Consider the following 21,946-nt stretch of genomic DNA (forward strand, 5'->3'; position numbering starts at 1 on the left):
GGCCCATTCCACGGCGGGCGGGCCGTCCCAGCGGGCGCCGAGCCGCACTTCCTGACCCGGCAGCAGTTCCGAGGGAAGTCCTGCGAGCGGGCGGCCGGCGGCCAGGGTCCGGCCCAGGGCCCCGGTGGCGGTGAGCTCGGCGCGCGGCCGCAGGGTGACGTTGCCGATGTTGTGGAGCGTGTACGAGACCTCCGCGCGGGAGCCCTTCCCCTCGACCCGGACCCCCTCGACGGCGAGGGCGGGGGCCGTCGGACCGGTCACCCGCAGGTACAGCCGGGCGGCGACGGCCTGCCGGATCCCGATTCCCTGTTTGGCGATGCCCAGCGCGTCGGCGGGGGCGGGGCGGTCCTCCATGGCGACGATCGCGCCGGGGTGGTCGCCGGGTTCGGCCCGCTCGGGCACGGTGACGGTGAACCCGACGCTGACCGCACTCCGGGCCGGGACGGTCACCCTCTCCCGGTCGAGCCGCGCCCACGCGGCGGCGGCCCGGCGCGGCTCGTCGGGCCCGCGCAGGGCGAAGCCGCCGTCGCGGGCGGTGTTGTAGGCGTCGGCGGCGTAGAGGCGGAAGGTGCGGGGGCGGTCGGTTCGGTTGGCGAGGGTGACGGCGTCGGTGACGGCCGCGCCGGGGGCGGCCGCGAGGTAGAAGTACGGCCGCTGCCCGACGGCGTTGGCCGCCGGCAGCACGGACCACTGCCCGTTGTCGGCGGCCCCGGCCACCCCGGCCGCGCCGCCCACCAGCCCCACCACCACGGCCAGGCCGCCGAACAGGGCCCCCAAGAGCCGCCGGAGCCGCCCGCCGCCGGACCTCGGCGCCGCTGCGCGGGGCCTTCCCCCACCCCGCCCCTTCCCCAAACCGGGGCTCCGCCCCGGGCCCCGCTCCTCAAACGCGGGAGGGGCTGGGTTTCGGTTGCTGCCGTCCGCCAGGTGCGGCTCCCCTGCCCGCAGGGCGACCTCAGCTCCGCCGGGGACAAATCCAGCCCCGCCGGCGTGTGAGGCGCGGGGGTCCGGGGGCGGGGCGGAGCCCCGGGGCGGGGGGCCGGGGGCGGAGCCCATGGTTTCGGGAAGGGGTGGGGTGGGAGACGCCCCGCGCAGCGGCAGCCGGGGCGTCACGAGAGGGTCAGCGTCAGGACCGCCGTGTACGCGCCCGGCGGGGTGTACCGCGGCACCTGGAGCGTGACCGCCGCGTCGACGGTGAAGGTCCCGCCGACCAGCGCGGCGTCACCCGTGGACGCCAGCACCGCACCCTCCGGCCCCACCACCCCCGCACTGCCCGCCGCACACGCACTCGCGCTCCCCGGCGCCGCCACGCACACCGGCGTCCAGGACAGCGACGCACCCGGGATGCGGACCCCGCCCGGCCCCGTGAAGTCGGTGACCTTGCCGATCAGGGACCATCCGGCCGGCCCGCCCCGCGCGTCCGTGACGGTGACCGTGCCGATGCGGCCGGGCGCGGCGCCCCCGTCGCCGTACGGGACCGCCCCCAGGGTGATGTCCTCGCCGGTCTGGGTCATGGACAGGGTGCCCGGCTCGACGGTGGCGGTGACCCGCTGCTCGGCGGTCGCCGTGGCGGCCGCCGCGCCCGCCGGCGCCGCGTCGACGACCGCGTACGCAGCCGGCCCCGAGCCCCGCTTCGCCGTCCAGGCCGGGCCCTCGTAGGCGACCACCGCCGTGGTGGCCCTGTCCTTGACCGGCAGTTCCGCCACCGCCACGCCGTGCTCGTCGGCGGTGGCGGTGACCCGGTCGGCTGTCTCCGCGGCGCCCGCCCGCCCGGCGACCGTCACCGCGGCGCCCGGGGCGAAGCCGGCCGCGGTGACCTTGACCCCGGCACCCGGTCTCCCGGAGGGAGCGGCGAGGAAGACGCTGCGCAGGTTGGCCGTGGGCAGGTCGCTCGCGGTGAGCCGGGCCGAGACCGGCACCCCGGACGGCCCCTCTGCGGCGGGGGTGCACACGGTGTCGAGGCCCAGCGGGTGGCTGGTGTGCAGGGTGTAGCCGCCCGGGGCGAGGGCCGTCTGCCCCGGGGCGGTGACGGTGAAGGTGCCGGTCATGGTGACGGCGGGCAGGGCCGCCCCGGCCGGGACGGGGTCGTTGCGCGCGGCGCCGACCACGGTGACCTCGCCGCTCTGGGCGCCGGAGAGCAGCACCCGCCCGGTCGGGGTCAGGGCGTCGGCGGGGAGTTCGGCGCCGACGGGGTTCACGGCGGGAGTGCGGGCCACCTGGTAGGTCACCGTGACGGTGTCGCCGACCTGCGGCGCCGGGTTGTCGACGGTGATCTTGGCGGTGGTCGGTCCGTCGGCGGGCGGCAGTCCGGCTTCCTGGGGCGGCAGGCAGTGCGTGGGGAACTCCACCTGGCCGACCGGGGTCTCCCCCTCGGCCGCGGCCGGTGCGCTCAGGGCGCCCCCGGTCGTCGCGGCGAGCACCGCCATGCCGACGGCTGCCGACCATCTTCGGTTCCGCGCCCCTTTTCGCACTGCCCGCCCCCTCCGCTCCGCAGGGGGCCATTCACGAGCGGCGGGCGGGAGAAGTCAATGCACGGCCTCCGCACCAACTGATGGCCCATCAGGAGATGACAGCGTGCCCGCGCCCATGCCCGCGCTCGCGCCCGTGCCCGTCGGCTCCGCCCGAGGCCTGGAAGGTGCGCCGGTAGGCGGTCGGGCTGACGCCGAGTGCCGCCTGCACGTGCTTGCGCAGCGACTGGGCCGTCCCGAAGCCCGCCTCCCGCGCCACCCTCTCGATCGGGAGGTCGGTCTGCTCCAGCAGCTGCCTGGCCCGCTCCACCCGCTGCGCCGTGATCCACTCGCCCGGGCTGACGCCCACCTCTTCCCGGAACCGGCGGGTGAAGGTCCGTACGGACACCGCCTCCCGCCGGGCCAGGTCGCCGAGGCTGACCGGCTCGTGCAGCCGGTCCATCACCCACGCCCGGGCCGCCGCCGTTCCGGCGAACTGCGGCTGCGGCACCGGGCGCTCGATGAACTGGGCCTGCCCGCCCTCCCGGTGCGGCGGTACGACGGTGCGCCGGGCCACGTCGTTGGCGACGGCCGCGCCGTGGTCGCGCCGCACGATGTGCAGGCACAGGTCGATGCCGGAGGCGACACCGGCGGAGGTCAGGACGTCCCCGTCGTCGGTGTACAGCACGTTCGCGTCGACCCGTACGGCCGGGAAGAGCCGCTGGAAGTGCTCGGCGTACGCCCAGTGGGTGGTGGCCCGGTGACCGTCCAGATATCCGGCCGCCGCCAGGACGTAGCCGCCGGTGCAGATGGAGACCAGGCGGGTGCCGGGCCGGATGTGCGCGAGGGCCGCCGCCAGCTCGTCGGTCAGGACGCCCTTCTCGTGGACCGGGCCGAGCTCGTACGAGGCCGGCACCACGACGGTGTCGGCCGTGGCGAGCAGTTCGGGGCCGTGCTCGACGTGGACCGCGAAGTCGGCGTTGGTGGACACCGGTCCGGGCCGCAGACCACACGTGAGGGTCTCGTAGTGGGCGCGCCCTTCCGCGTCCCGGGAGTAGCCGAAGATCCGGTGCGGGATGCCGAGCTCGAAGGGCAGCAGGCCCGCGAGCGCGAGGACGGCGACGCGATGCGGCTTCATGGCCCGATCGTAGCGAAGCATGTCGGTCGGGCCACTGTCGCGGAGGGCACCGCGGCCCGGAAGCTGCCTACGTGACGCAGACAGCACCAACACCCGGACCCACCTCCACCGACGCCCCTGTCGCCCCCCGCCGGGCCGGCCGCGTCCACCGCGCCTGGTTCGCCGCGGCCGTCGCCTTCGTGACGATCATCGGCGCGGCCGCCTTCGCCTCCCTGCCCGGCCTTCTCATCGAGCCGCTGCACGAGGAGTTCGACTGGTCGCGCGGCACGATCGGCCTCGCCGTCTCCGTGAACCTCGCGCTCTACGGGCTCACCGCGCCCTTCGCCGCGGCGCTGATGGACCGCTTCGGCATCCGCAAGGTCGTCGCGGTCGCCCTGACCGTCATAGCCTGCGGCTCCGCGGCCACGGTGTGGATGACCGCCGCCTGGCAACTGGTGCTGCTGTGGGGCGTGCTGGTGGGCCTGGGCAGCGGCTCGATGGCCCTCGCCTTCGCGGCGACGGTGACCAACCGCTGGTTCACCGCGCGGCGCGGGCTGGTCACCGGCATCCTGACCGCCGCGGGCGCCTCCGGCCAGTTGGTCTTCCTGCCGCTGCTGTCCTGGCTGGTGGAACACCACGGCTGGCGCCCGGCCGCGATCACGGTGGCTCTCTCCGCCCTGGCCGTGGTCCCCTTCGTGTGGCTGCTGCTGCGCGACCACCCGGCGGACGTGGGCCTCGCCCCGTACGGGGGCACGTACGCGGCGAAGCCCGCACCGGTCCCGGGCGCGGCGCGCAGGGCCGTGACCGTCCTGTTCAAGGCGGCCCGGACCGGCCCCTTCTGGCTGCTGGCGGGCACCTTCGCGATCTGCGGTGCCTCCACCAACGGCCTCGTCCGGATCCATTTCGTACCGGCGGCCCACGACCACGGCATGCCGGTGACGGCGGCCGCGGGACTGCTCGCGGTGGTCGGAGTGTTCGACGTCGTCGGCACGATCGCCTCCGGCTGGTTCACGGACCGCTTCGACGCCCGGCGCCTGCTGGCCGTGTACTACGCCCTGCGCGGCATCTCGCTGCTCTTCCTGCCGATGCTGCTGGCGCCGGAGGTGCGGCCGCCGCTGGTGTTCTTCATCGTCTTCTACGGCCTGGACTGGGTGGCGACCGTCCCGCCGACCATCGCCCTGTGCCGGGAGCAGTACGGGGAGGACAGCGCGATCGTCTTCGGCTGGGTCCTGGCCTCCCACCAGGTCGGCGCGGCGGTGGTCGCCTTCCTCGGCGGCCTGGCGCGGGACGCCTTCGGCTCGTACGACCTGGTCTGGTACGCGTCGGGGGCGTTGTGCGCGGTGGCGGCGCTGATGTCGATGACCATCCGCCGCCTTCGGCCCTTGGCGGGCCCGGCCCCGGAACACCCCCGCCCGTCCGGCGCCTGAAGCCACGCCCGGCGGCGCCTCGATCGCCTGCGGGGCCGATTGCCTCCGGCGGCGCCTCAAACGCCGGCGAGGCTGAATTCGGCTGCTTCCGTCCGCCAGGTGCGGACCGAATGGCCCCCGGGGCAAGTCCAGCAGCGGACGCATCCACCCCAGCAGGTCAGACCCAGCCCCGCCGGCACCATCCAGCCCCGCCGGCGTTTGAGGCGCGGGGTCTGGGGCGGAGCCCCAGAACGGGTCCGGGCGGAGCCCGGGGAACGGTGGAAGGGCGGGTAGGGGACGGCCCCGCGCAGCGGCACCCCGGGGCGGCCCGCACGCGAAGGGCCGTCGGGGCCGGGCGCGCGCCGGGGCACCTCCTCGGGCGTCGAACCCAATGCCGCACCGGCAACACGAGCGGGTTTCGTTCGACGCCCTGCGGGGGCGCCCCACCGCACACCCGACCCCGACGACGCGGGAGTGCCAAGTGGGGGGGGCGCCCCGCCGAGCACCGGCGTTCGACGTCCCCGCGGGGGATCGCCGCACACCCGACCCCGACGGCGCCGCGGTACGGCGCCGCAGCCGCAACGGGCCGCCGCCGGAGGCTACGCGCCGGCCGGAGTCGTCGACTTCAGGGTGCCGTCCGGGGCGGCCAGCAGGACCGGGGTGTCCGGGCCCCCGAGGTCGCGCACGGCCGCACGATCGGCCTCCGCCGGGGCATCGACGGCGGAGACGACGGCCGCCGCCTCCAACGACCGCGCCCCGCTCGCGACGGCCATGGCGACCGCGGTCTGCAGCGCGCTCAGCTTGAGGGAGTCGAGCTCCACCGTCCCGGCGACGTACGTGCGGCCGGTCTCGTCGCGCACGGCCGCCCCCTCGGGCACTCCGTTGCGGGCCCGTGCACTGCGCGCGAGCGTGATGATCTTGGTGTCCTCGGGGTCGATCCCGGTGCTGTCGGTCATGGGCGAAAGCATATGGAGCGCCCCGGCCGGGCCGTGCAACGACCCCGCCGGGGCACCCTCCCCTCCATGCCCCGTTCCCCCTGGGGCACCCCAAACCTAAGCGGCGGATAAGGGCTTCCCGCGTTCCGAAGGTCCCTTACCCACAGGACCTTCGACCCGTCACGCCCGGTCGAGCTTCAGCCGTTCCGCCTTCGGCAGGCCGGCGACCACCAGGTCGTAGCTGTCCTCCACCAGCTCCCGGACCATCTCGTCCGGCAGCCCGCCCGGCCCGCCCACCGTCACCGTGTTCCAGTGCCGCTTGTTCATGTGGTAGCCCGGCGCGATCGCCTCGTGCTCCTCCCGCAGCCGGACCGCGAGCTCCGGCTCGCACTTGAGGTTGACCTTCAGCGGCTCGGCGTCCAGCGCGGACAGCGCGAACATCTTCCCCAGCACCTTGAACACCGAGGTTTCCGGCGTGAAGGGGAACTCCTCCACCGCCGCGTTGAAGCCCAGACAGAACGCGCGCAGCTGCTCCGGGGTCATTCGCCCTCCTCGCCCTCGCCCGCCGCCGCGACCACCGGCTCCACGAGCACCGTCACGATCTTGTTCCGGCGTCCCGCCGGTGATTCGGCCGTCAGCCGCAGCGGTCGCCCGTCGGGCAGTTCCACCGTGGCCGTGGCCCCCGCGATCGGCACCCGGCCGAGAGCCTTGGCCAGCAGGCCGCCGACCGTCTCCACGTCCTCGTCGTCGAACGCCTCGACCTTGAACAGCTCGCCCAGGTCGGTGATGTCGAGCCGGGCCGTGACCCGGTAGCGGTTCTCGCCGAGCTCCTCGACGGGCGGGAGCTCCCGGTCGTACTCGTCGGTGATCTCGCCGACGATCTCTTCCAGGATGTCCTCGATGGTGACGATGCCGGCCGTGCCGCCGTACTCGTCGATGACCACCGCCACGTGGTTGCGCACCTGCTGCATCTCCCGCAGCAGGTCGCCCGCGTTCTTGGTGTCGGGCACGAAGACGGCGGGCCGCATCGCCGTCGAGACCAGGTCGGCCTCGGCCTCGCGGCTGATGTGGGTCTTGCGGACCAGGTCCTTCAGGTAGACGATCCCGACGATGTCGTCCTCGTTCTCCCCGGTGACCGGGATGCGCGAGAAACCGGACCGCAGGGCGAGCGTGGTCGCCTGACGGACCGTCTTGTAGCGCTCGATGCAGATCAGGTCGGTGCGCGGCACCATCACCTCGCGCACCAGCGTGTCGCCGAGCTCGAAGACCTGGTGCACCATGCGCCGTTCGTCGTCCTCGATCAGCGATTCCCTCTCCGCCAGGTCCACCATGGCGCGCAGCTCGGCCTCGGAGGCGAACGGCCCCTTGCGGAAGCCCTTCCCGGGCGTGAGCGCGTTGCCGATGAGGATCAGCAGCTGCGGGATCGGTCCCATGACCCGGGCGAGCGGTACGAGGACGTACGCGGCGGCCGTCGCGGTGTTCAGGGGGTGCTGGCGGCCGATCGTGCGCGGGGAGACGCCCACGGCGACGAAGGAGACCAGCACCATCACGGCGATGGCCACGAGCAGCGCCGTCCAGGTCTCGCCGAACTCGTCGAGGCAGACGTAGGTGACCAGCACCCCGGCCGCCATCTCGCAGGTGACGCGGACCAGCAGTGCCACGTTCAGGTAGCGGGTGGGGTCCGCGGCGACCTGGGCGAGCTTCGCGCTACCGCGCCGCCCCTCCCGTACGGCCTGCTCCGCGCGGAAGCCGGAGATCCGGGCGATCCCGGACTCCGCGCACGCCGCGAACCAGGCGACCACGACCAGCAGCACCGCTCCGGTGATCAGCTGGGGGGCGTTCACGAGACGGTCGGGGCCGGCGACGGACCGGTGATGCCTCGCTCGGAGCGCCAGCCGTCGACGATGGCCGCCTGGAGACCGAACATCTCGGCCTTCTCGTCCGGCTCCTCGTGGTCGTAGCCGAGCAGGTGCAGCACCCCGTGGACGGTCAGGAGCTGGAGCTCCTCGTCCATGGAGTGCTGCGTCGGGGCTTCCTGGCCCTGCTTCTTGGCGACCTCGGGGCAGAGCACGATGTCACCGAGGAGCCCCTGCGGGGGCTCCTCGTCGTCCTTCGCCGGCGGACGCAGCTCGTCCATCGGGAAGGACATGACGTCGGTGGGTCCGGGCAGGTCCATCCACTGGATGTGGAGCTCCTCCATCGCGTCCTCGTCGATGACGATGACGGAGAGCTCGGACAGCGGGTGGATCCGCATCCGGGTGAGCGCGTAGCGGGCGATGTCGAGGATCGCCTGCTCGTCGACCTCGGTTCCGGACTCGTTGTTGACGTCGATCGACATGGTGCGCTGGGTTCTACTTCCGCTGGTGGCCGTTCGCGGCCTGCTGGCCGTCGTCGTACTTCTCGTACGCGTCGACGATACGGCCGACCAGCTTGTGCCGGACGACATCCTCGGACGTCAGCCGGGAGAAGTGGATGTCCGGTACCCCGTCGAGGATCTCCTGGACCTGACGCAGACCGCTCCTGGCCCCGCCCGGGAGGTCGATCTGGGTGATGTCACCGGTGATCACGATCTTCGAATCGAAGCCGAGTCGGGTCAGGAACATCTTCATCTGCTCGGTGGTCGTGTTCTGCGCCTCGTCGAGGACGACGAACGCGTCGTTGAGCGTACGACCGCGCATGTACGCCAGCGGCGCGACCTCGATCGTGCCCGCCGCCATCAGCCGCGGGATCGAGTCGGGGTCCATCATGTCGTGCAGCGCGTCGTAGAGCGGGCGCAGGTACGGGTCGATCTTGTCGAAGAGGGTGCCCGGCAGGAAGCCGAGCCGCTCCCCCGCCTCGACGGCCGGCCTGGTCAGGATGATGCGGCTGACCTGCTTGGACTGCAGGGCCTGGACCGCCTTGGCCATGGCGAGGTAGGTCTTTCCGGTACCGGCGGGGCCGATGCCGAAGACGATCGTGTTCTTGTCGATCGCGTCGACGTACCGCTTCTGGTTGAGCGTCTTGGGGCGGATGGTGCGGCCGCGGCTGGAGAGGATGTTCTGGGTGAGCACCTCGGCGGGCGTCTCGTCCGGACCGTTGCCGTTCTCGCTCGACTTGAGCATGGCGATCGAGCGTTCCACTGCGTCCTCCGTCATCGGCTGCCCGGTGCGGAGCACCAGCATCATCTCGTCGAACAGGCGCTGGATCAGTGCGACTTCCGCAGCCGCGCCGATCGCGCTGACCTGATTGCCCCGAACATGGATGTCGGCCTTCGGGAAGGCCTTCTCGATCACGCGCAACAGGGCGTCGCCCGAGCCGAGCACGGTCACCATCGGGTGGGTGGCCGGAACGGTGAAGTGGGCTCGCGCCTGCCCCGGCGCCGGGATGTGGGCTGTCGATGTCTGAGTCATGGGCCGGCACTGTGGCCTGCACATACCTCCCGCTGAAGGGCCGCGCTGTTCGACGACCTCCGGACTACCAAGCGTACGACGCCGCGCGGTCTTCCCCGAGAGGTTTTCGCCCCGGCGAAATGCGGGCCTGCGCGACCGCACGGCTACGCGGAGTGCCGGAAGCCGATCGTCGGCACCGCCCTGCGGCGGGCGGCCGGGGCCGAGGGCCTGGGAACGAGCTCGTCCAGGAAGGCGTAGCGGCCGCGCAGCTCCTCGGGGGCGGTCCGCCACCAGTGGGCCACCTCCGGCCAGCCGGGGGCCGACAGGGAGCCGCCGAACTCCTGCACCGAGAGCGCCGCCGTCAGCCCGGCGAAGGCGAGGCGGTCCGCCAGCGGCCAGCCCGCCAGGGTGCCGGTGACGAATCCCGCCACGTACACGTCGCCCGCGCCCGTCGGATCCAGCTCCTCCACCGCGATCCCGCGGACTTCGGCCGTCTCCCCGGTGCGCCCGTCCACCGCGTACGAGCCCTCCGCGCCCATGGTCACCACCGCGATCGGCACCTTCTCGGCCAGCGCCCGGGCCGCTGCGCGCGGGCAGTCGGTCCGGGTGTACCGCATCGCCTCGCCCGCGTTCGGCAGGAACGCCTCGCAGTGCTCCAGGTCGGCCAGGGCCCCGAGGTCCCAGCGCCCGCTCTCGTCCCACCCGGTGTCCGCGAAGACCCGCGAGCCGCGCCGGGCCGCCTCCCCGATCCACTCCTCGCCCCGGCCCGGTCCCAGCGAGGCCACGGCCGCCCGGGCTCTGGGCGGGCACTGCGGGAACGGCCCGGGGCCCGCCGGGAGCGGTGCCTCGTGGCCGTGGGAGACCATCGTGCGCTCGCCCTCGTACGCCATGGAGACCGTGACGGGGCTGTGCCAGCCGGGCACCGTGCGGGACATCGAGAGGTCGATGCCCTCGCCCTGTTCGAGCGCGTCCCAGCAGTACTCGCCGTAGTGGTCGGCCCCGAAGGCCGCGGCCAGCGAGGTGCGCAGGCCGAGCCTGGCCAGGGCGGTGGCCATGTTGGCGACGCCGCCGGGGCTGGATCCCATGCCGCGCGCCCAGGACTCCGTACCGCGTACGGGCGCGGAGTCGAGGCCGGTGAAGATGATGTCGAGGAAGACCGTGCCGGTGAGGAAGACGTCGCAGCCCGGCTCGTCCGGGTCCCGCACCGGACCGAGCGGGTCCACGGCGGCTGAGGCGCTGTCGAAACTGTTCCGACTCGTCACGGTTGCTCCCCCAGTTCTGGAAGGGTCGTTCCTGCGGTGGAAAGCTGCCGATCCTGTCCTCCTCGGCCAGGATCAAAACCCAGTGTGGCGCAGATCACCCTGCGAAGGTGCCTCCGGGGCGCCGCCCGGCCCGCGCTCCGAACACCGGCGGGGCCGGTCGTCCCCGGCCGGCCCCGTACGAAGCCCCGGGGCGCGAACTAGCCGCGCTTGGGCAGCGGCACCCGGACCAGGTCCGCCGCCACCGACAACTCGCCCTCGAAACCGGCCTCCCGGGCCTCGCGTTCGAACGCTTCCGGGTCGGTGTACCGCTGCGAGAAGTGGGTCAGCACGAGGTGGCGCACGCCCGCCGCCCGCGCGACCTCGGCGGCCTGACCGGCCGTGAGGTGGCCGTGCTCGGCGGCCAGCGCGGATTCGGTTTCGAGGAAGGTCGACTCGATCACCAGCATGTCGCAGCCCTCGGCGAGCGCCTCCACCCCCTCGCACAGCCGGGTGTCCATCACGAAGGCGAACCGCTGCCCGGCCCGGTGCTCGCTGACGTCGTCCAGCGACACCTCGCCGATCCGCCCCTCGCGCTGGATCAGGCCCACGTCCGGGCCCTTGATCCCGTGCCGCGCCAGCAGCCCGGGGACCATGCGCCGGCCGTCCGGCTCGGTGAGCCGGTAGCCGAAGGACTCCACCGGGTGCGAGAGCCGGTGCGCCTCCAGGACGTACGACGGCCCCTTCGCCACCGGCAGCATCCCGTCCCCCACGACGGGGGACTCCTCCAGCATCACGGTCTCCCGGTACGCCGTCGCGTACCGCAGCCGGTCGAAGAACTTCTGCCCGGAGGCCGGGTAGTGCGCGGCGACCGGGTGCGGCACCTTGTCGAGGTTGATCCGCTGGATCACCCCGGCGAGCCCGAGGCTGTGGTCACCGTGGAAGTGGGTGACGCAGATCCGGTTGATGTCGTGCGCGGCGACTCCGGCGCGCAGCATCTGCCGCTGCGTGCCCTCGCCCGGGTCGAAGAGGATGCCCTCGCCGTCCCAGCGCAGCAGGTAGCCGTTGTGGTTGCGATGGCGGGTGGGCACCTGACTGGCGGTACCCAGCACCACGAACTCTCGTACGGACACGTTCGTTCCCGGGCCGGCTAACCGGGCGGCCACTGGAGGCCGCGGCCTCCGAGGACGTGCAGGTGGGCGTGGAAGACGGTCTGGCCGGCGCCGGCGCCGGTGTTGAACACGACCCGGTAGCCGTGGTCGTCGATCCCCTCGTCGGCGGCGATCCGGCCGGCTTCCCGCAGTATGTCGGCGACGACGGTCGGCTCGGCCTCGGCGAGGGAGGCCGCGTCGGGGTAGTGCGTCTTGGGGATGACGAGGACGTGCGTGGGCGCCTGGGGGTTGATGTCCCGGAAGGCGACGGTCGTTTCGGTCTCCCGGACCACCGTCGCGGGGATCGACCCCGTGACGATCTTGCAGAACAGGCAGTCGGCCTGCGGTTCCCCGGCCATTGCTGAGCCTCCCGTGGTGTTGATCAGTCCGCGCATCGTATCGGCCACGGCCGCCGACCCCGGGCGGGAACGGCCCCCGAAGGGCAAGTCCGCGGCCGGACGCCGCCGTCCGGACCCCGGCCGGTATCGACCCGAGGGCCTCTCCGCGCCCCGTCGGCACCACGGCCCGCCAGAGCCCCCGTGCGCCGGGCCCAGGAGCCGCCTCGACGCCCGGGTTCGGGCCGGCGTCAGCCCCAGCGGCCCGTGCGCGCCAGCAGGACCGCCGTCGCCGCGGTGCCCGCCGTGGAGGTCCGCAGGACCGAGCGGCCCAGCCGGTACGGCCGCGCCCCCGCCTCCGCGAAGACGGCGAGCTCCTCAGGGGAGACCCCGCCCTCGGGGCCGACCACCAGGACGACGGAACCGGCCGCCGGGAGCTCCGCCGTGGCCAGCGCCTCGGACGGGGTGTCCCGGTCCTCGTGCAGCACCATCGCCAGGTCGGCGCCGGCCAGCAGCGCCGCCACCTGCTTGGTGGACATGGCCTCCGCCACTTCCGGGAAGGCGACCCGGCGGGACTGCTTGCCCGCCTCCCGGGCCGTGGCCCGCCACTTGGCCAGGGACTTCGCGCCCCGGTCGCCGCGCCACTGCGTGATGCAGCGCGAGGCCTGCCACGGCACGATCGCGTCCACCCCGGTCTCGGTCATGGTCTCCACCGCCACCTCGCCGCGGTCGCCCTTGGGCAGGGCCTGCACGACGGTGATCCGGACGGCCGGTTCGGCTTCCTCGAAGACCCCGGACACCGAGACGACGAGCCGGTCCTTGCCCTCCGCCGCCTTCACCACGGCCTCGGCCCAGCGCCCGCGGCCGTCCGCGAGGACCACCGCCTCGCCCGGGTTCAGCCGCTTCACGGAGACCGCGTGCCGGCCCTCGGGGCCGTCCAGGACGAACTCCGGCCCCGCGGGGACCTCTTCGACCACGAACACGGGGGCGGTCATGACGCACTCCTCATCTGCATGTCCTTCAACACTCTCTGGGCCTCGGCAAGTTCGGCCGCCAGCACCTCCACCAGCTGCCCCGCCGGCAGCGCCCGCGCCAGCCGGTGCCCCTGGCCCGCCCACAGGGCCATGCCCTGCGCGTCCCCGGCCGCGGCGGCCGCCTTGCGCAGCCCCGCCGTCAGGTGGTGCACCTGCGGGTACGCGGCGGGGGCGTAGGGACCGTGCTCCCGCATGAAGCGGTTCACCAGGCCGCGCCCCGGCCGCCCGGAGAAGGCCCGGGTCAGCTCGGTCCGTACGAAGAGGGGGTCGGTCATCGCCCGCTTGTGCAGCGGGTCCGCTCCCGACTCGGGGCACACCAGGAAGGCCGTGCCGAGCTGGGCCGCGACCGCGCCCGCCGCCAGCAGGGCCGCGATCTGCGAGCCCCGCATCAGGCCGCCCGCCGCGGTGATGGGCAGGGCGACGGCCTCCCGTACCTGGGCGACCAGCGCGAGCAGCCCCAGGGCGGCCGTGCCATCGGCCTGGGGGTCGTCGCGGTGCGTGCTCTGGTGTCCGCCGGCCTCGACGCCCTGGACGCAGACCGCGTCGGCGCCGGCGCCCTGCGCGCTCCGCGCCTCCTCGACGGAGGTCACGGTGACGACGGTGTACGTGCCCGCCTTGCGCAGGGCGGCGAGGGCCTCGGGCGTGGGACAGCCGAAGGTGAAGGAGACGACCGGTACCGGGTCCTCCAGCAGGATGGCGAGTTTGGCGTCGTAGCCGTCGTCGCTGGTGCCGATGATGTCCTCCTCGGCGAGGGAGATCGCGTACCAGCTCGCCTCCCCGGCGAGCTGCCCGCGGTACGCCTCGACGGCGGCCGGGTCGACGTAACCCGTCTGCGGCATGAAGAGGTTGACGCCGAAGGGGCGCCGGGTGAGCGCCCGCACCTGTTTGATCTCGTGGTACATGCCGTCGGCGGTCTTGTAGCCGCCGGCCAGGTAGCCCAGTCCGCCCGCTTCGCACACGGCCCCGACGAGCGCGGGGCAGGAGCCGCCGCCGGCCATGGGCGCCTGCACGATCGGGTGAGGGGAGAGACCGCTCGGTGCCGAGGACATGGACTGCATCGTGCCACGTCCCGCTCGGTCGACCGAATCACCGCATTCGCCTGGCATAGTCCGCTTCCCGGGGTGGCCGGATCCGTTGCGGGGCCTGGCCTGCGAGGGCCTTTCCGGCATCCGCCGACTACGCGCGGAGCCCGGCCCGGGGATGCTCCCGGGGCCGGGCTCCTGCGTGTGCGTGCGGGCCGGTCAGCGGCCGTTGAAGGCGTCCTTCAGACGGCTGAACAGACCCTGCTGGCCCGGTGCGAACTGGCCCGTCGGCCGCTCCTCGCCGCGCAGCTTCGCCAGCTGGCGCAGCAGCTCCTCCTGCTGGGCGTCCAGCTTGCCCGGGGTGGTGACCTCGACGTGGACGATCAGGTCGCCTCGGCCGCCACCGCGCAGGTGCGTGACGCCGCGGCCGTGCAGCGGGATCGCCTGGCCGGACTGGGTGCCGGGCCGGATGTCGATCTCCTCCATGCCGTCGAGCGTCTCCAGCGGGCACTTGGTGCCCAGGGCCGCCGCCGTCATGGGGATGGTCACCGTGCAGTGCAGGTCGTCCCCGCGCCGCTGGAACGTCGGGTGCGACAGCTCGTGGATCTCCACGTACAGGTCGCCGGCGGGGCCGCCGCCGGGGCCGACCTCGCCCTCGCCCGCGAGCTGGATCCGGGTGCCGTTCTCGACGCCGGCCGGGATCTTGACCGTGAGGCTGCGGCGGGAGCGGACCCGGCCGTCGCCCGCGCACTCGTGGCACGGGGTCGGGACGACGGTGCCGAAGCCCTGGCACTGCGGGCAGGGGCGCGAGGTCATGACCTGGCCCAGGAAGGACCGGGTGACCTGCGAGACCTCACCGCGGCCGCGGCACATGTCACACGTCTGGGCGGAGGTGCCGGGGGCGGCGCCCTCGCCGGAGCAGGTGGTGCAGACGACGGCCGTGTCGACCTGGATGTCCTTGGTCGTCCCGAAGGCCGCCTCGTCCAGCTCCAGGTCCAGGCGGATCATGGCGTCCTGGCCGCGGCGGGTCCGCGAGCGCGGGCCGCGCTGCGAGGACTGGCCGAAGAAGGCGTCCATGATGTCGGAGAAGTTGCCGAAGCCGCCCGCCCCGAAGCCGCCCGCGCCGCCGCCGCCCGAGGAGGACAGCGGGTCGCCGCCGAGGTCGTAGACCTGCTTCTTCTGCGGGTCCGACAGCACCTCGTAGGCCGCGTTGATCTCCTTGAAACGCTCCTGCGTCTTGGGATCGGGGTTCACGTCCGGGTGCAGCTCGCGCGCGAGCCGCCGGAATGCCTTCTTGATCTCATCCTGGGATGCGTCGCGGCGTACGCCGAGAGTGGCGTAGTAGTCCGTGGCCACTTACGACTCCGCCAGGATCTGTCCGACGTAACGTGCCACTGCGCGTACCGCTCCCATCGTTCCGGGGTAATCCATGCGGGTCGGTCCGACCACGCCGAGCTTGGCGACCGTTTCGCCGCCCGAACCGTAACCGACCGAGACGACGGACGTGGAGTTCAGTCCCTCGTAGGCATTCTCATGCCCGATCCGTACGGCCATTCCCGACTCGTTGGCCTCGCCGAGCAGCTTGAGGAGCACGACCTGCTCCTCCAGCGCTTCGAGCACCGGCCTGATCGTCAGGGGAAAATCGTGTCCGAAGCGGGTGAGATTGGCGGTGCCGCCGATCATCAGCCGTTCCTCGGCTTCCTCGACCAGGGTTTCGAGGAGCGTCGCGAGCACGGTGGACACCGTGGCGCGGTCGTCGGCCTCGAAGGACTCGGGGAGGTCCTGGACGAGCGGGGGCACGTCGGTGAACCGACGGCCCACGACGCGGCTGTTGAGCCGGGCCCGCAGATCGGCGAGGGAGGCCTCGCCGAAGGGGGTCTGGCAGTCGATCAGCCGCTGTTCGACGCGCCCGGTGTCCGTGATCAGTACGAGCATCAGGCGCGCGGGGGCGAGCGAGAGCAGCTCCACGTGCCGGACGGTCGACCGGGTCAGGCTCGGGTACTGGACGACGGCGACCTGCCGGGTGAGCTGCGCGAGCAGCCGCACCGTGCGGCCGACCACGTCGTCGAGGTCGACGGCGCCGTCGAGGAAGTTCTGGATGGCCCGCCGCTCGGGGGTCGACAGCGGTTTGACCCCCGCCAGCTTGTCGACGAACAGGCGGTAGCCCTTGTCGGTGGGGATCCGGCCGGCGCTGGTGTGGGGCTGGGCGATGTAGCCCTCTTCCTCCAGCACGGCCATGTCGTTGCGCACGGTGGCAGGCGAGACCCCGAGTCGGTGCCGCTCGGTGAGCGCCTTGGAGCCGACCGGCTCCTCCGTCCCGACGTAGTCCTGGACGATGGCGCGCAGCACTTCGAGTCTGCGTTCGCTGAGCATCGCGCACACCTCCGGCTGTGGTCCGTTGCCCTGTCGTTGGCACTCTGGGCGTTCGAGTGCCAGAGATCCCCCGCTCAGTGTACGGCCGGGTAGTAAGACCCTGGCAAGGGAGGCTCGTCACGGTAGCGTCGCGGCATGGACGTGCGTTGGGAAGAGGCGGGCTGGGAACGGCTGACCGGACGGACCGGCCGCAGGCGGCTCCCGGTGTGGGACTGCACCGTGGGACTGGTGGTGGGCGACGATTCCGTCCTCCTCGTCGACCCCGGCTCGTGCCTGCGCGAGGGTGCGCAGGTGCGCGCGGAGGCGGAGCGACTGACCGGCCGGCGAGTGACCCATATCGCATTCACCCACGGCCATTTCGATCACGTCCTGGGCGCGGCGGCCTTCTCCGGTGCCGAGGTGTACGGGGCGGTCGGGCTGGACGCGCTGCTCGCCACGGGCCGCGAGGAGCTGCGCGACGACGCGGTCCGGCACGGCCTGGCGGAGGCGGAGGCGGCCGAGGCGGCGGACCTGCTGGTGGTGCCGAGGCACCTCGTGTCGGGCGAGTGGACGCTGGAACTGGGCGGGGTACAGGTGCTGCTGGCCAACGTGGGTCCCGGGCACACCCGGCACGATCTGGCGGTCTTCGTGCCGGGCGAGCGCGAGACGGTGTTCTGCGGGGACCTGGTGGAGGAGTCGGGCGAGCCCTCGGTGGGCCCGGACGCGACGCCGGGGCAGTGGCCCGCCGCGCTGGACCGGCTGCTGTCGCTGGGCGGGCGGGAGGCGTCGTACGTCCCGGGTCACGGAGCGGTGGTCGACGCGGACTTCGTACGTGCGCAACGCGCCACACTGGCGGCCCGTTTCGGCGTGTCATAGCCGCGATCACCGCACCTCCCCTACTCTCGGCCGGATGCGCGAGTACTCCCCCGACCTGACCCCCCAGTGGAAGCGTCCGAAGGCCGTGCCGGAGGTGGCGGCGGAACCGGACCTGGTGGTCGAGGTGGCCGGTACGGACTTCTGCGGCGCGGTGGTGGCCTGCGAGGCGGGCACGGTGACCCTGGAGGACCGCTTCGGCAAGCGGCGGGTGTTCCCGCTGGAGCCCCGGGGCTTCCTGCTGGACGGCGCGGTGGTGACCCTGACCCGCCCGTCACGCGCCCCCGCGGCGCCCGCCCGTACGGCCTCGGGCTCGATCGCCGTCCCGGGGGCCCGCGCCCGGGTGGCGCGGGCGGGGCGGATCTACGTGGAGGGCCGCCACGACGCGGAACTGGTCGAGAAGGTCTGGGGCGACGACCTGCGCATCGAGGGCGTGGTGGTGGAGTACCTGGAGGGCATCGACGACCTCCGGGCCGTCGTGGCCGACTTCGCCCCGGGCCCGGACGCCCGCCTGGGCGTCCTGGTCGACCACCTGGTGCCCGGCTCGAAGGAATCCCGCATCGCGGCCTCGGTGACCTCCCGGGACGTCCTGATCGTGGGCCACCCGTACATCGACGTCTGGCAGGCGGTGAAGCCGTCCGCCGTGGGCATCCCGGCCTGGCCGACGGTCCCGCGCGGCCAGGACTGGAAGACGGGCGTCTGCAGGGCCCTGGGGTGGCCGGAGAACACCGGCGCGGCGTGGCAGCACGTCCTGTCCCGGGTCACGTCCTACAAGGACCTGGAACCGACCCTCCTGGGCCGCGTGGAGGAACTGATCGACTTCGTCACGGTGGGCGACGCGGCCTGACCCCGGACCGGGGCCGGTGGGTCAGTCCACCAGGTCCCGGACCACCGCGTCGGCCAGCAGCCGCCCGCGCAGGGTCAGCACGGCGCGACCCGCCTCGTACGGCGCGGCCTCCAGCAGCCCGTCCGCCAGGGCCCGGCGGGAGGCCGCCAGCCCGGCCGGGGCCAGCAGGGACAGCGGCACGCCGTCCACCAGGCGCAGCTCCAGCAGGATCCGTTCCACCCGCCGGTCCTCGTCCGACAGGAGCTCCCGCCCGGCCCCGGGCGACCGCCCCTCGGCCAGCGCGGCGGCGTACGCACCGGGGTGCTTCACGTTCCACCAGCGCACCCCGCCCACGTGCGAGTGCGCGCCCGGCCCCGCGCCCCACCAGTCGGCGCCGCGCCAGTACAGCTCGTTGTGCAGGCAGCGCCCGGCCTCCGAGGTGGCCCAGTTGGACACCTCGTACCAGGAGTACCCGGCCCCGGCCATGACCTCGTCCGCGATCAGGTACCGGTCGGCGTGCACGTCGTCGTCCGTCATCGGGACCTCGCCCCGGCGGATCCGGCGGGCCAGCTGTGTGCCCTCCTCGACGATCAGCGCGTACGCCGAGACGTGGTCGGGACCGGCCCCGAGCGCCGCGTCCAGCGAGGCCCTCCAGTCGTCGTCGGACTCGCCCGGGGTCCCGTAGATCAGGTCCAGGTTGACGTGCTCGAACCCCGCCGCCCGCGCCTCCGCGACGCACGCCTCCGGTCGGCCCGGGGTGTGCGTGCGGTCCAGCACCTTCAGGACGTGCTGCTTCGCGCTCTGCATGCCGAAGGAGATCCGGTTGAAGCCGCCGGCGCGCAGTTCGGCCAGGTACTCCGGGTTCACCGACTCCGGATTGGCCTCGGTGGTGACCTCGGCGTCCTCGGCCAGGCCGAACTCGTCGCGGATCGCCGCGAGCATCCGTACGAGGTCCCCGGCGGGCAGCAGCGTCGGCGTTCCGCCGCCGACGAACACGGTGCGCACGGCCCTGGGGTCGTCCCCGAGCACCTTCCTCGCGAGGCGGACCTCGTCGATCAGGGTGTCGGCGTAGTTCTCCCGCGAGGCGAGCACACCGCCGGTGCCCCGCAGCTCGGTGGCCGTGTAGGTGTTGAAGTCGCAGTACCCGCAGCGCGTGGCGCAGTACGGGACGTGCAGGTAGAAACCGAGCGGCCGGTCCCCCGCCCCGTCAAGGGCGTGCGACGGCAGCGAGCCGTCCTCGGGCATGGGTTCACCGTCGGGCAGTGCGGAAGGCATACCCCCATCATCCCGCACCCACCGAAGATCCATCCCCGCCGCCCTTCGGCTCCGCCGGCGTTCGAGCCGCGTGGTCCGGGGCGGAACCCCGACCTTCCAGCCCCGCCGGGCGCGTGGTCCGGAGCGGAACCCCGACCCTCCAGCCCCGCCGGGCGCGTGGTCCGGAGCGGAACCCCGACCCTCCAGCCCCGCCGGCGTTTGAGGCGCGGGGTCTGGGGCGGAGCCCCGAAGCCTTCAGCCCGTCCGGCGTTTGAGGACCGGGTCCGGGCAGAGCCCGGGGAACGGCGGAAGGGCGGGTAGGGGACCAGCCCCGCGCAGCGGCACCCCGGGGCGGCCCGCACGCGAAGGGCCGTCGGGGCCGGGCGCGCGCCGGGGCACCTCCTCGGGCGTCGAACGGGCAGGGGCAGCGGACACGTATGACGCGGTGCGTTCGACGCCCTGCGGGGGCGCGGGGACGCCCCGCAACACGCCGGCGCAGGAGGAGGCGAGCCGAGGCCCGGCCCCGGCGAGGCCGGCCGCCCGACCCCCGAGGCCAACCGCTACGCCTCGCGCGACCCCTCGTACATCTCCTCGATCAGGTGCTTGAACTCCCGCTCGACCACCGGCCGCTTCAGCTTCAGGCTCGGCGTGAGGTCCCCGTGCTCCACGTCCAGATCCCTCGGCAGGACCCGGAACTTCTTGATCGTCTGCCAGCGCTGCAGCCCCTCGTTCAGGGTCTGCACGTACGTCTCGATCAGCCGCGCGGTCTCCGGCGCGGCCAGCACCTGGCCGTACGTCTTGCCCTCCAGCCCGTTCTCGGCGGCCCAGCCCAGGATCGCCGGCTCGTCCAGCGCGATCAGCGCGGAGCAGAAGTTCCGGTCGGCGCCGTGCACGACGATGGTCGACACGTACGGGCAGATGGCCTTGAACTGGCCCTCGATCTCGGCCGGGGCGACGTACTTGCCGCCCGAGGTCTTGATCAGGTCCTTCTTGCGGTCGGTGATGCGCAGGTAGCCGTCGGCCGACAGTTCGCCGATGTCGCCCGTGTGCAGCCAGCCGTCGGACTCCAGGACCTCGGCGGTCTTCTCCGGCTGCCCGTGGTAGCCCTGCATGATGCCGGGGCCGCGCAGCAGGACCTCGCCGTCGTCGGCGATGCGGACCTCGGTGCCGGGGAGCGGCTTGCCGACGGTGCCGGTGCGGTAGGCCTCGCCCGGGTTGACGAAGGAGGCGGCGCTGGACTCGGTCAGGCCGTAGCCCTCCAGGATGTGGATGCCCGCGCCCGAGAAGAAGTAGCCGATCTCGGGTGCCAGGGCGGAGGCTCCGGAGACGGCGGCGCGCAGGTTGCCGCCGAAGGCCTCGCGGAGCTTGGAGTAGACGAGCACGTCGGCGATCTTGTGCTTGGCGGCGAGACCGAAGGGGGCGGTCTTGCTGCCGGTGCGCTTGAAGTTGTCCTGGGTGACCTTGGCGTATTCGCGGGCCACGCCGACCGACCACTGGAAGATCTTGTACTTGGCGCCGCCGCCGGCCCGGGCCTTGGCGGCCACGCCGTTGTAGACCTTCTCGAAGATGCGCGGGACGGCCGCCATGTACGTCGGCTGCACGATCGGCAGGTTCTCGATGATCTTGTCGATCCGGCCGTCGACGGCCGTCACGTGCCCGACCTCGATCTGGCCGGAGGTCAGCACCTTGCCGAAGACGTGGGCCAGCGGCAGCCACAGGTACTGGACGTCGTCCTTGCCGATCAGGCCGGTGGCGACCATGGCCTTGGCCATGTACGACCAGTTGTCGTGCGGGAGCCGTACGCCCTTGGGGCGGCCGGTGGTGCCCGAGGTGTAGATGAGGGTGGCGAGCTGGTCGGCGGTGATGGCCGCGATCCGCTCCTTGATCGCCCCGGGGTGCTTGGCGAGGTAGGCCGCGCCGCGCTTCTCCAGGTCGGCGAGGGAGAGCACCCAGCCCTCGGGGTCGCCGTCGACGGCGACCGCGTCGGCCGCTTCCAGGACCACCACGTGGGCGAGGTGCGGCAGGTCGGCGCGGCGCTCGCGGGCCTTCGCGAGCTGCTTGCCGTCCTCGGCGATGAGCACCCGGCTCTCGGAGTCCGAGAGGATGAACGCGGACTCGTCCGCGTTGGTGCTCGGGTAGATGGTGGTGACGGCGCCGCCCGCGCACATCACACCGAGGTCGGACAGGATCCACTCGACCCGGGTGTTGGAGGCGAGCGCGACCCGCTGCTCCGGCTGCACGCCGAGGTCGATCAGGCCCGCGGCGATGGAGAACACCCGCTCGGCCGCCTGGCCCCAGCTGAGCGACTTCCACTCGTCGGGGCCCTGGCCGCCGGCCGCGGGCACCGGGAACCGGTACGCCTCCGCATCGGGCGTCTTCGCGACGCGTTCCAGGAAGAGGGCCGCCACGGTGGGCGGACGGTTCTCGATCAAGGTCTGTGTGTCGCTCACGGATGTCCTCCGGACCACGCGGCAGGGCCTGTCATTCAGGGGCGGGACTCAGGGCTTGTAACTGGCGAGTAACCATCGAGCAGTGATCAGAGTAGGGGCCCTCCGGCCGGTGCGTAAGAGCCCCCGAGCGGCCGATTCATA

Annotated in this window: 19 protein-coding genes and 1 pseudogene; 3 read left to right on the forward strand and 17 right to left on the reverse strand. The window is 73.2% G+C overall.

Annotated elements, in window-relative coordinates:
- Window positions 1–369 precede the first annotated feature (369 nt).
- From ACFYZL_RS17955 to ACFYZL_RS17965, 3 genes and pseudogenes are all read right to left on the reverse strand, one after another.
- Window positions 370–1,053: pseudogene (locus tag ACFYZL_RS17955) on the reverse strand (WxL protein peptidoglycan domain-containing protein); the annotation flags it as partial.
- Window positions 1,054–1,106: 53 nt separating this feature from the next.
- Window positions 1,107–2,423, reverse strand: a complete 1,317-nt coding sequence (locus tag ACFYZL_RS17960; protein ID WP_384758916.1) for a beta-xylosidase — start codon at window positions 2,421–2,423, stop codon at window positions 1,107–1,109.
- Window positions 2,424–2,556: 133 nt separating this feature from the next.
- A complete protein-coding gene (locus tag ACFYZL_RS17965; protein WP_384758919.1) occupies window positions 2,557–3,582 on the reverse strand; it encodes a GlxA family transcriptional regulator in 1,026 nt (341 codons plus the stop codon).
- Window positions 3,583–3,653: 71 nt separating this feature from the next.
- Between ACFYZL_RS17965 and ACFYZL_RS17970 the strand changes: the two genes are divergently transcribed.
- Window positions 3,654–4,988 carry an MFS transporter gene (locus ACFYZL_RS17970; protein WP_384758922.1) on the forward strand — a complete coding sequence of 445 codons (1,335 nt, stop codon included), beginning with the start codon at window positions 3,654–3,656 and terminating at the stop codon, window positions 4,986–4,988.
- A gap of 578 nt (window positions 4,989–5,566) precedes the next feature.
- On the opposite strand, the gene ACFYZL_RS17975 is transcribed toward ACFYZL_RS17970, so the two are convergent.
- The 12 genes from ACFYZL_RS17975 to hrcA all read right to left on the reverse strand — a co-directional run bounded on the left by ACFYZL_RS17975 (window position 5,567) and on the right by hrcA (window position 16,423).
- Entirely contained in the window at window positions 5,567–5,923 is a 357-nt protein-coding gene (locus ACFYZL_RS17975) for a cytidine deaminase (protein WP_384755406.1), read from the reverse strand.
- A gap of 159 nt (window positions 5,924–6,082) precedes the next feature.
- A complete protein-coding gene (locus tag ACFYZL_RS17980; protein ID WP_384755405.1) occupies window positions 6,083–6,445 on the reverse strand; it encodes an MmcQ/YjbR family DNA-binding protein in 363 nt (120 codons plus the stop codon).
- Window positions 6,442–7,746, reverse strand: coding sequence for a hemolysin family protein (locus tag ACFYZL_RS17985; protein WP_384755402.1), 1,305 nt, complete (start codon window positions 7,744–7,746; stop codon window positions 6,442–6,444). The genes ACFYZL_RS17980 and ACFYZL_RS17985 overlap by 4 nt, the downstream gene beginning before the upstream one ends.
- Complete coding sequence (ybeY, locus tag ACFYZL_RS17990; RefSeq protein ID WP_384755399.1) at window positions 7,743–8,240, reverse strand: rRNA maturation RNase YbeY; 498 nt, start codon at window positions 8,238–8,240, stop codon at window positions 7,743–7,745. Before ybeY ends, ACFYZL_RS17985 begins: the two co-directional genes overlap by 4 nt.
- A gap of 13 nt (window positions 8,241–8,253) precedes the next feature.
- Complete coding sequence (locus ACFYZL_RS17995; protein ID WP_376660963.1) at window positions 8,254–9,291, reverse strand: PhoH family protein; 1,038 nt, start codon at window positions 9,289–9,291, stop codon at window positions 8,254–8,256.
- 143 nt (window positions 9,292–9,434) lie between these two features.
- A complete protein-coding gene (locus ACFYZL_RS18000) occupies window positions 9,435–10,532 on the reverse strand; it encodes a PfkB family carbohydrate kinase (protein WP_384755395.1) in 1,098 nt (365 codons plus the stop codon).
- 197 nt (window positions 10,533–10,729) lie between these two features.
- Window positions 10,730–11,641, reverse strand: a complete 912-nt coding sequence (locus tag ACFYZL_RS18005) for a ribonuclease Z (RefSeq protein ID WP_388679916.1) — start codon at window positions 11,639–11,641, stop codon at window positions 10,730–10,732.
- A gap of 17 nt (window positions 11,642–11,658) precedes the next feature.
- Complete coding sequence (locus ACFYZL_RS18010) at window positions 11,659–12,018, reverse strand: histidine triad nucleotide-binding protein (RefSeq protein ID WP_384594304.1); 360 nt, start codon at window positions 12,016–12,018, stop codon at window positions 11,659–11,661.
- A gap of 227 nt (window positions 12,019–12,245) precedes the next feature.
- The gene (locus ACFYZL_RS18015; protein WP_388679919.1) at window positions 12,246–12,989 is read right to left on the reverse strand and encodes a 16S rRNA (uracil(1498)-N(3))-methyltransferase; all 744 of its coding nucleotides are present in this window, start codon (window positions 12,987–12,989) and stop codon (window positions 12,246–12,248) included.
- Window positions 12,986–14,077: a nitronate monooxygenase gene (locus ACFYZL_RS18020; RefSeq protein WP_388679922.1), complete on the reverse strand. Its 1,092-nt coding sequence runs from the start codon at window positions 14,075–14,077 to the stop codon at window positions 12,986–12,988. Before ACFYZL_RS18020 ends, ACFYZL_RS18015 begins: the two co-directional genes overlap by 4 nt.
- A gap of 192 nt (window positions 14,078–14,269) precedes the next feature.
- The gene (gene dnaJ, locus ACFYZL_RS18025) at window positions 14,270–15,406 is read right to left on the reverse strand and encodes a molecular chaperone DnaJ (protein ID WP_384594285.1); all 1,137 of its coding nucleotides are present in this window, start codon (window positions 15,404–15,406) and stop codon (window positions 14,270–14,272) included.
- Complete coding sequence (gene hrcA / locus ACFYZL_RS18030) at window positions 15,407–16,423, reverse strand: heat-inducible transcriptional repressor HrcA (protein ID WP_384755383.1); 1,017 nt, start codon at window positions 16,421–16,423, stop codon at window positions 15,407–15,409.
- A gap of 135 nt (window positions 16,424–16,558) precedes the next feature.
- Between hrcA and ACFYZL_RS18035 the strand changes: the two genes are divergently transcribed.
- Together ACFYZL_RS18035 and ACFYZL_RS18040 are read left to right on the forward strand one after the other, a co-directional pair.
- The gene (locus tag ACFYZL_RS18035; RefSeq protein WP_384755380.1) at window positions 16,559–17,278 is read left to right on the forward strand and encodes an MBL fold metallo-hydrolase; all 720 of its coding nucleotides are present in this window, start codon (window positions 16,559–16,561) and stop codon (window positions 17,276–17,278) included.
- 34 nt (window positions 17,279–17,312) lie between these two features.
- Window positions 17,313–18,122, forward strand: a complete 810-nt coding sequence (locus ACFYZL_RS18040; protein ID WP_384755378.1) for a DUF3097 domain-containing protein — start codon at window positions 17,313–17,315, stop codon at window positions 18,120–18,122.
- A 21-nt stretch (window positions 18,123–18,143) separates the two neighbouring features.
- Here the strand turns inward: ACFYZL_RS18040 and hemW are convergent, their stop codons facing one another.
- Window positions 18,144–19,376: a radical SAM family heme chaperone HemW gene (hemW, locus tag ACFYZL_RS18045; protein WP_384755375.1), complete on the reverse strand. Its 1,233-nt coding sequence runs from the start codon at window positions 19,374–19,376 to the stop codon at window positions 18,144–18,146.
- A 539-nt stretch (window positions 19,377–19,915) separates the two neighbouring features.
- Window positions 19,916–21,805 carry an AMP-dependent synthetase/ligase gene (locus tag ACFYZL_RS18050; protein ID WP_388679927.1) on the reverse strand — a complete coding sequence of 630 codons (1,890 nt, stop codon included), beginning with the start codon at window positions 21,803–21,805 and terminating at the stop codon, window positions 19,916–19,918.
- Between the last annotated feature and the right edge of the window lie 141 nt (window positions 21,806–21,946).

The organism is Streptomyces sp. NPDC001717, from assembly GCF_042892775.1.
In the GTDB taxonomy this organism is placed as follows: domain Bacteria; phylum Actinomycetota; class Actinomycetes; order Streptomycetales; family Streptomycetaceae; genus Streptomyces.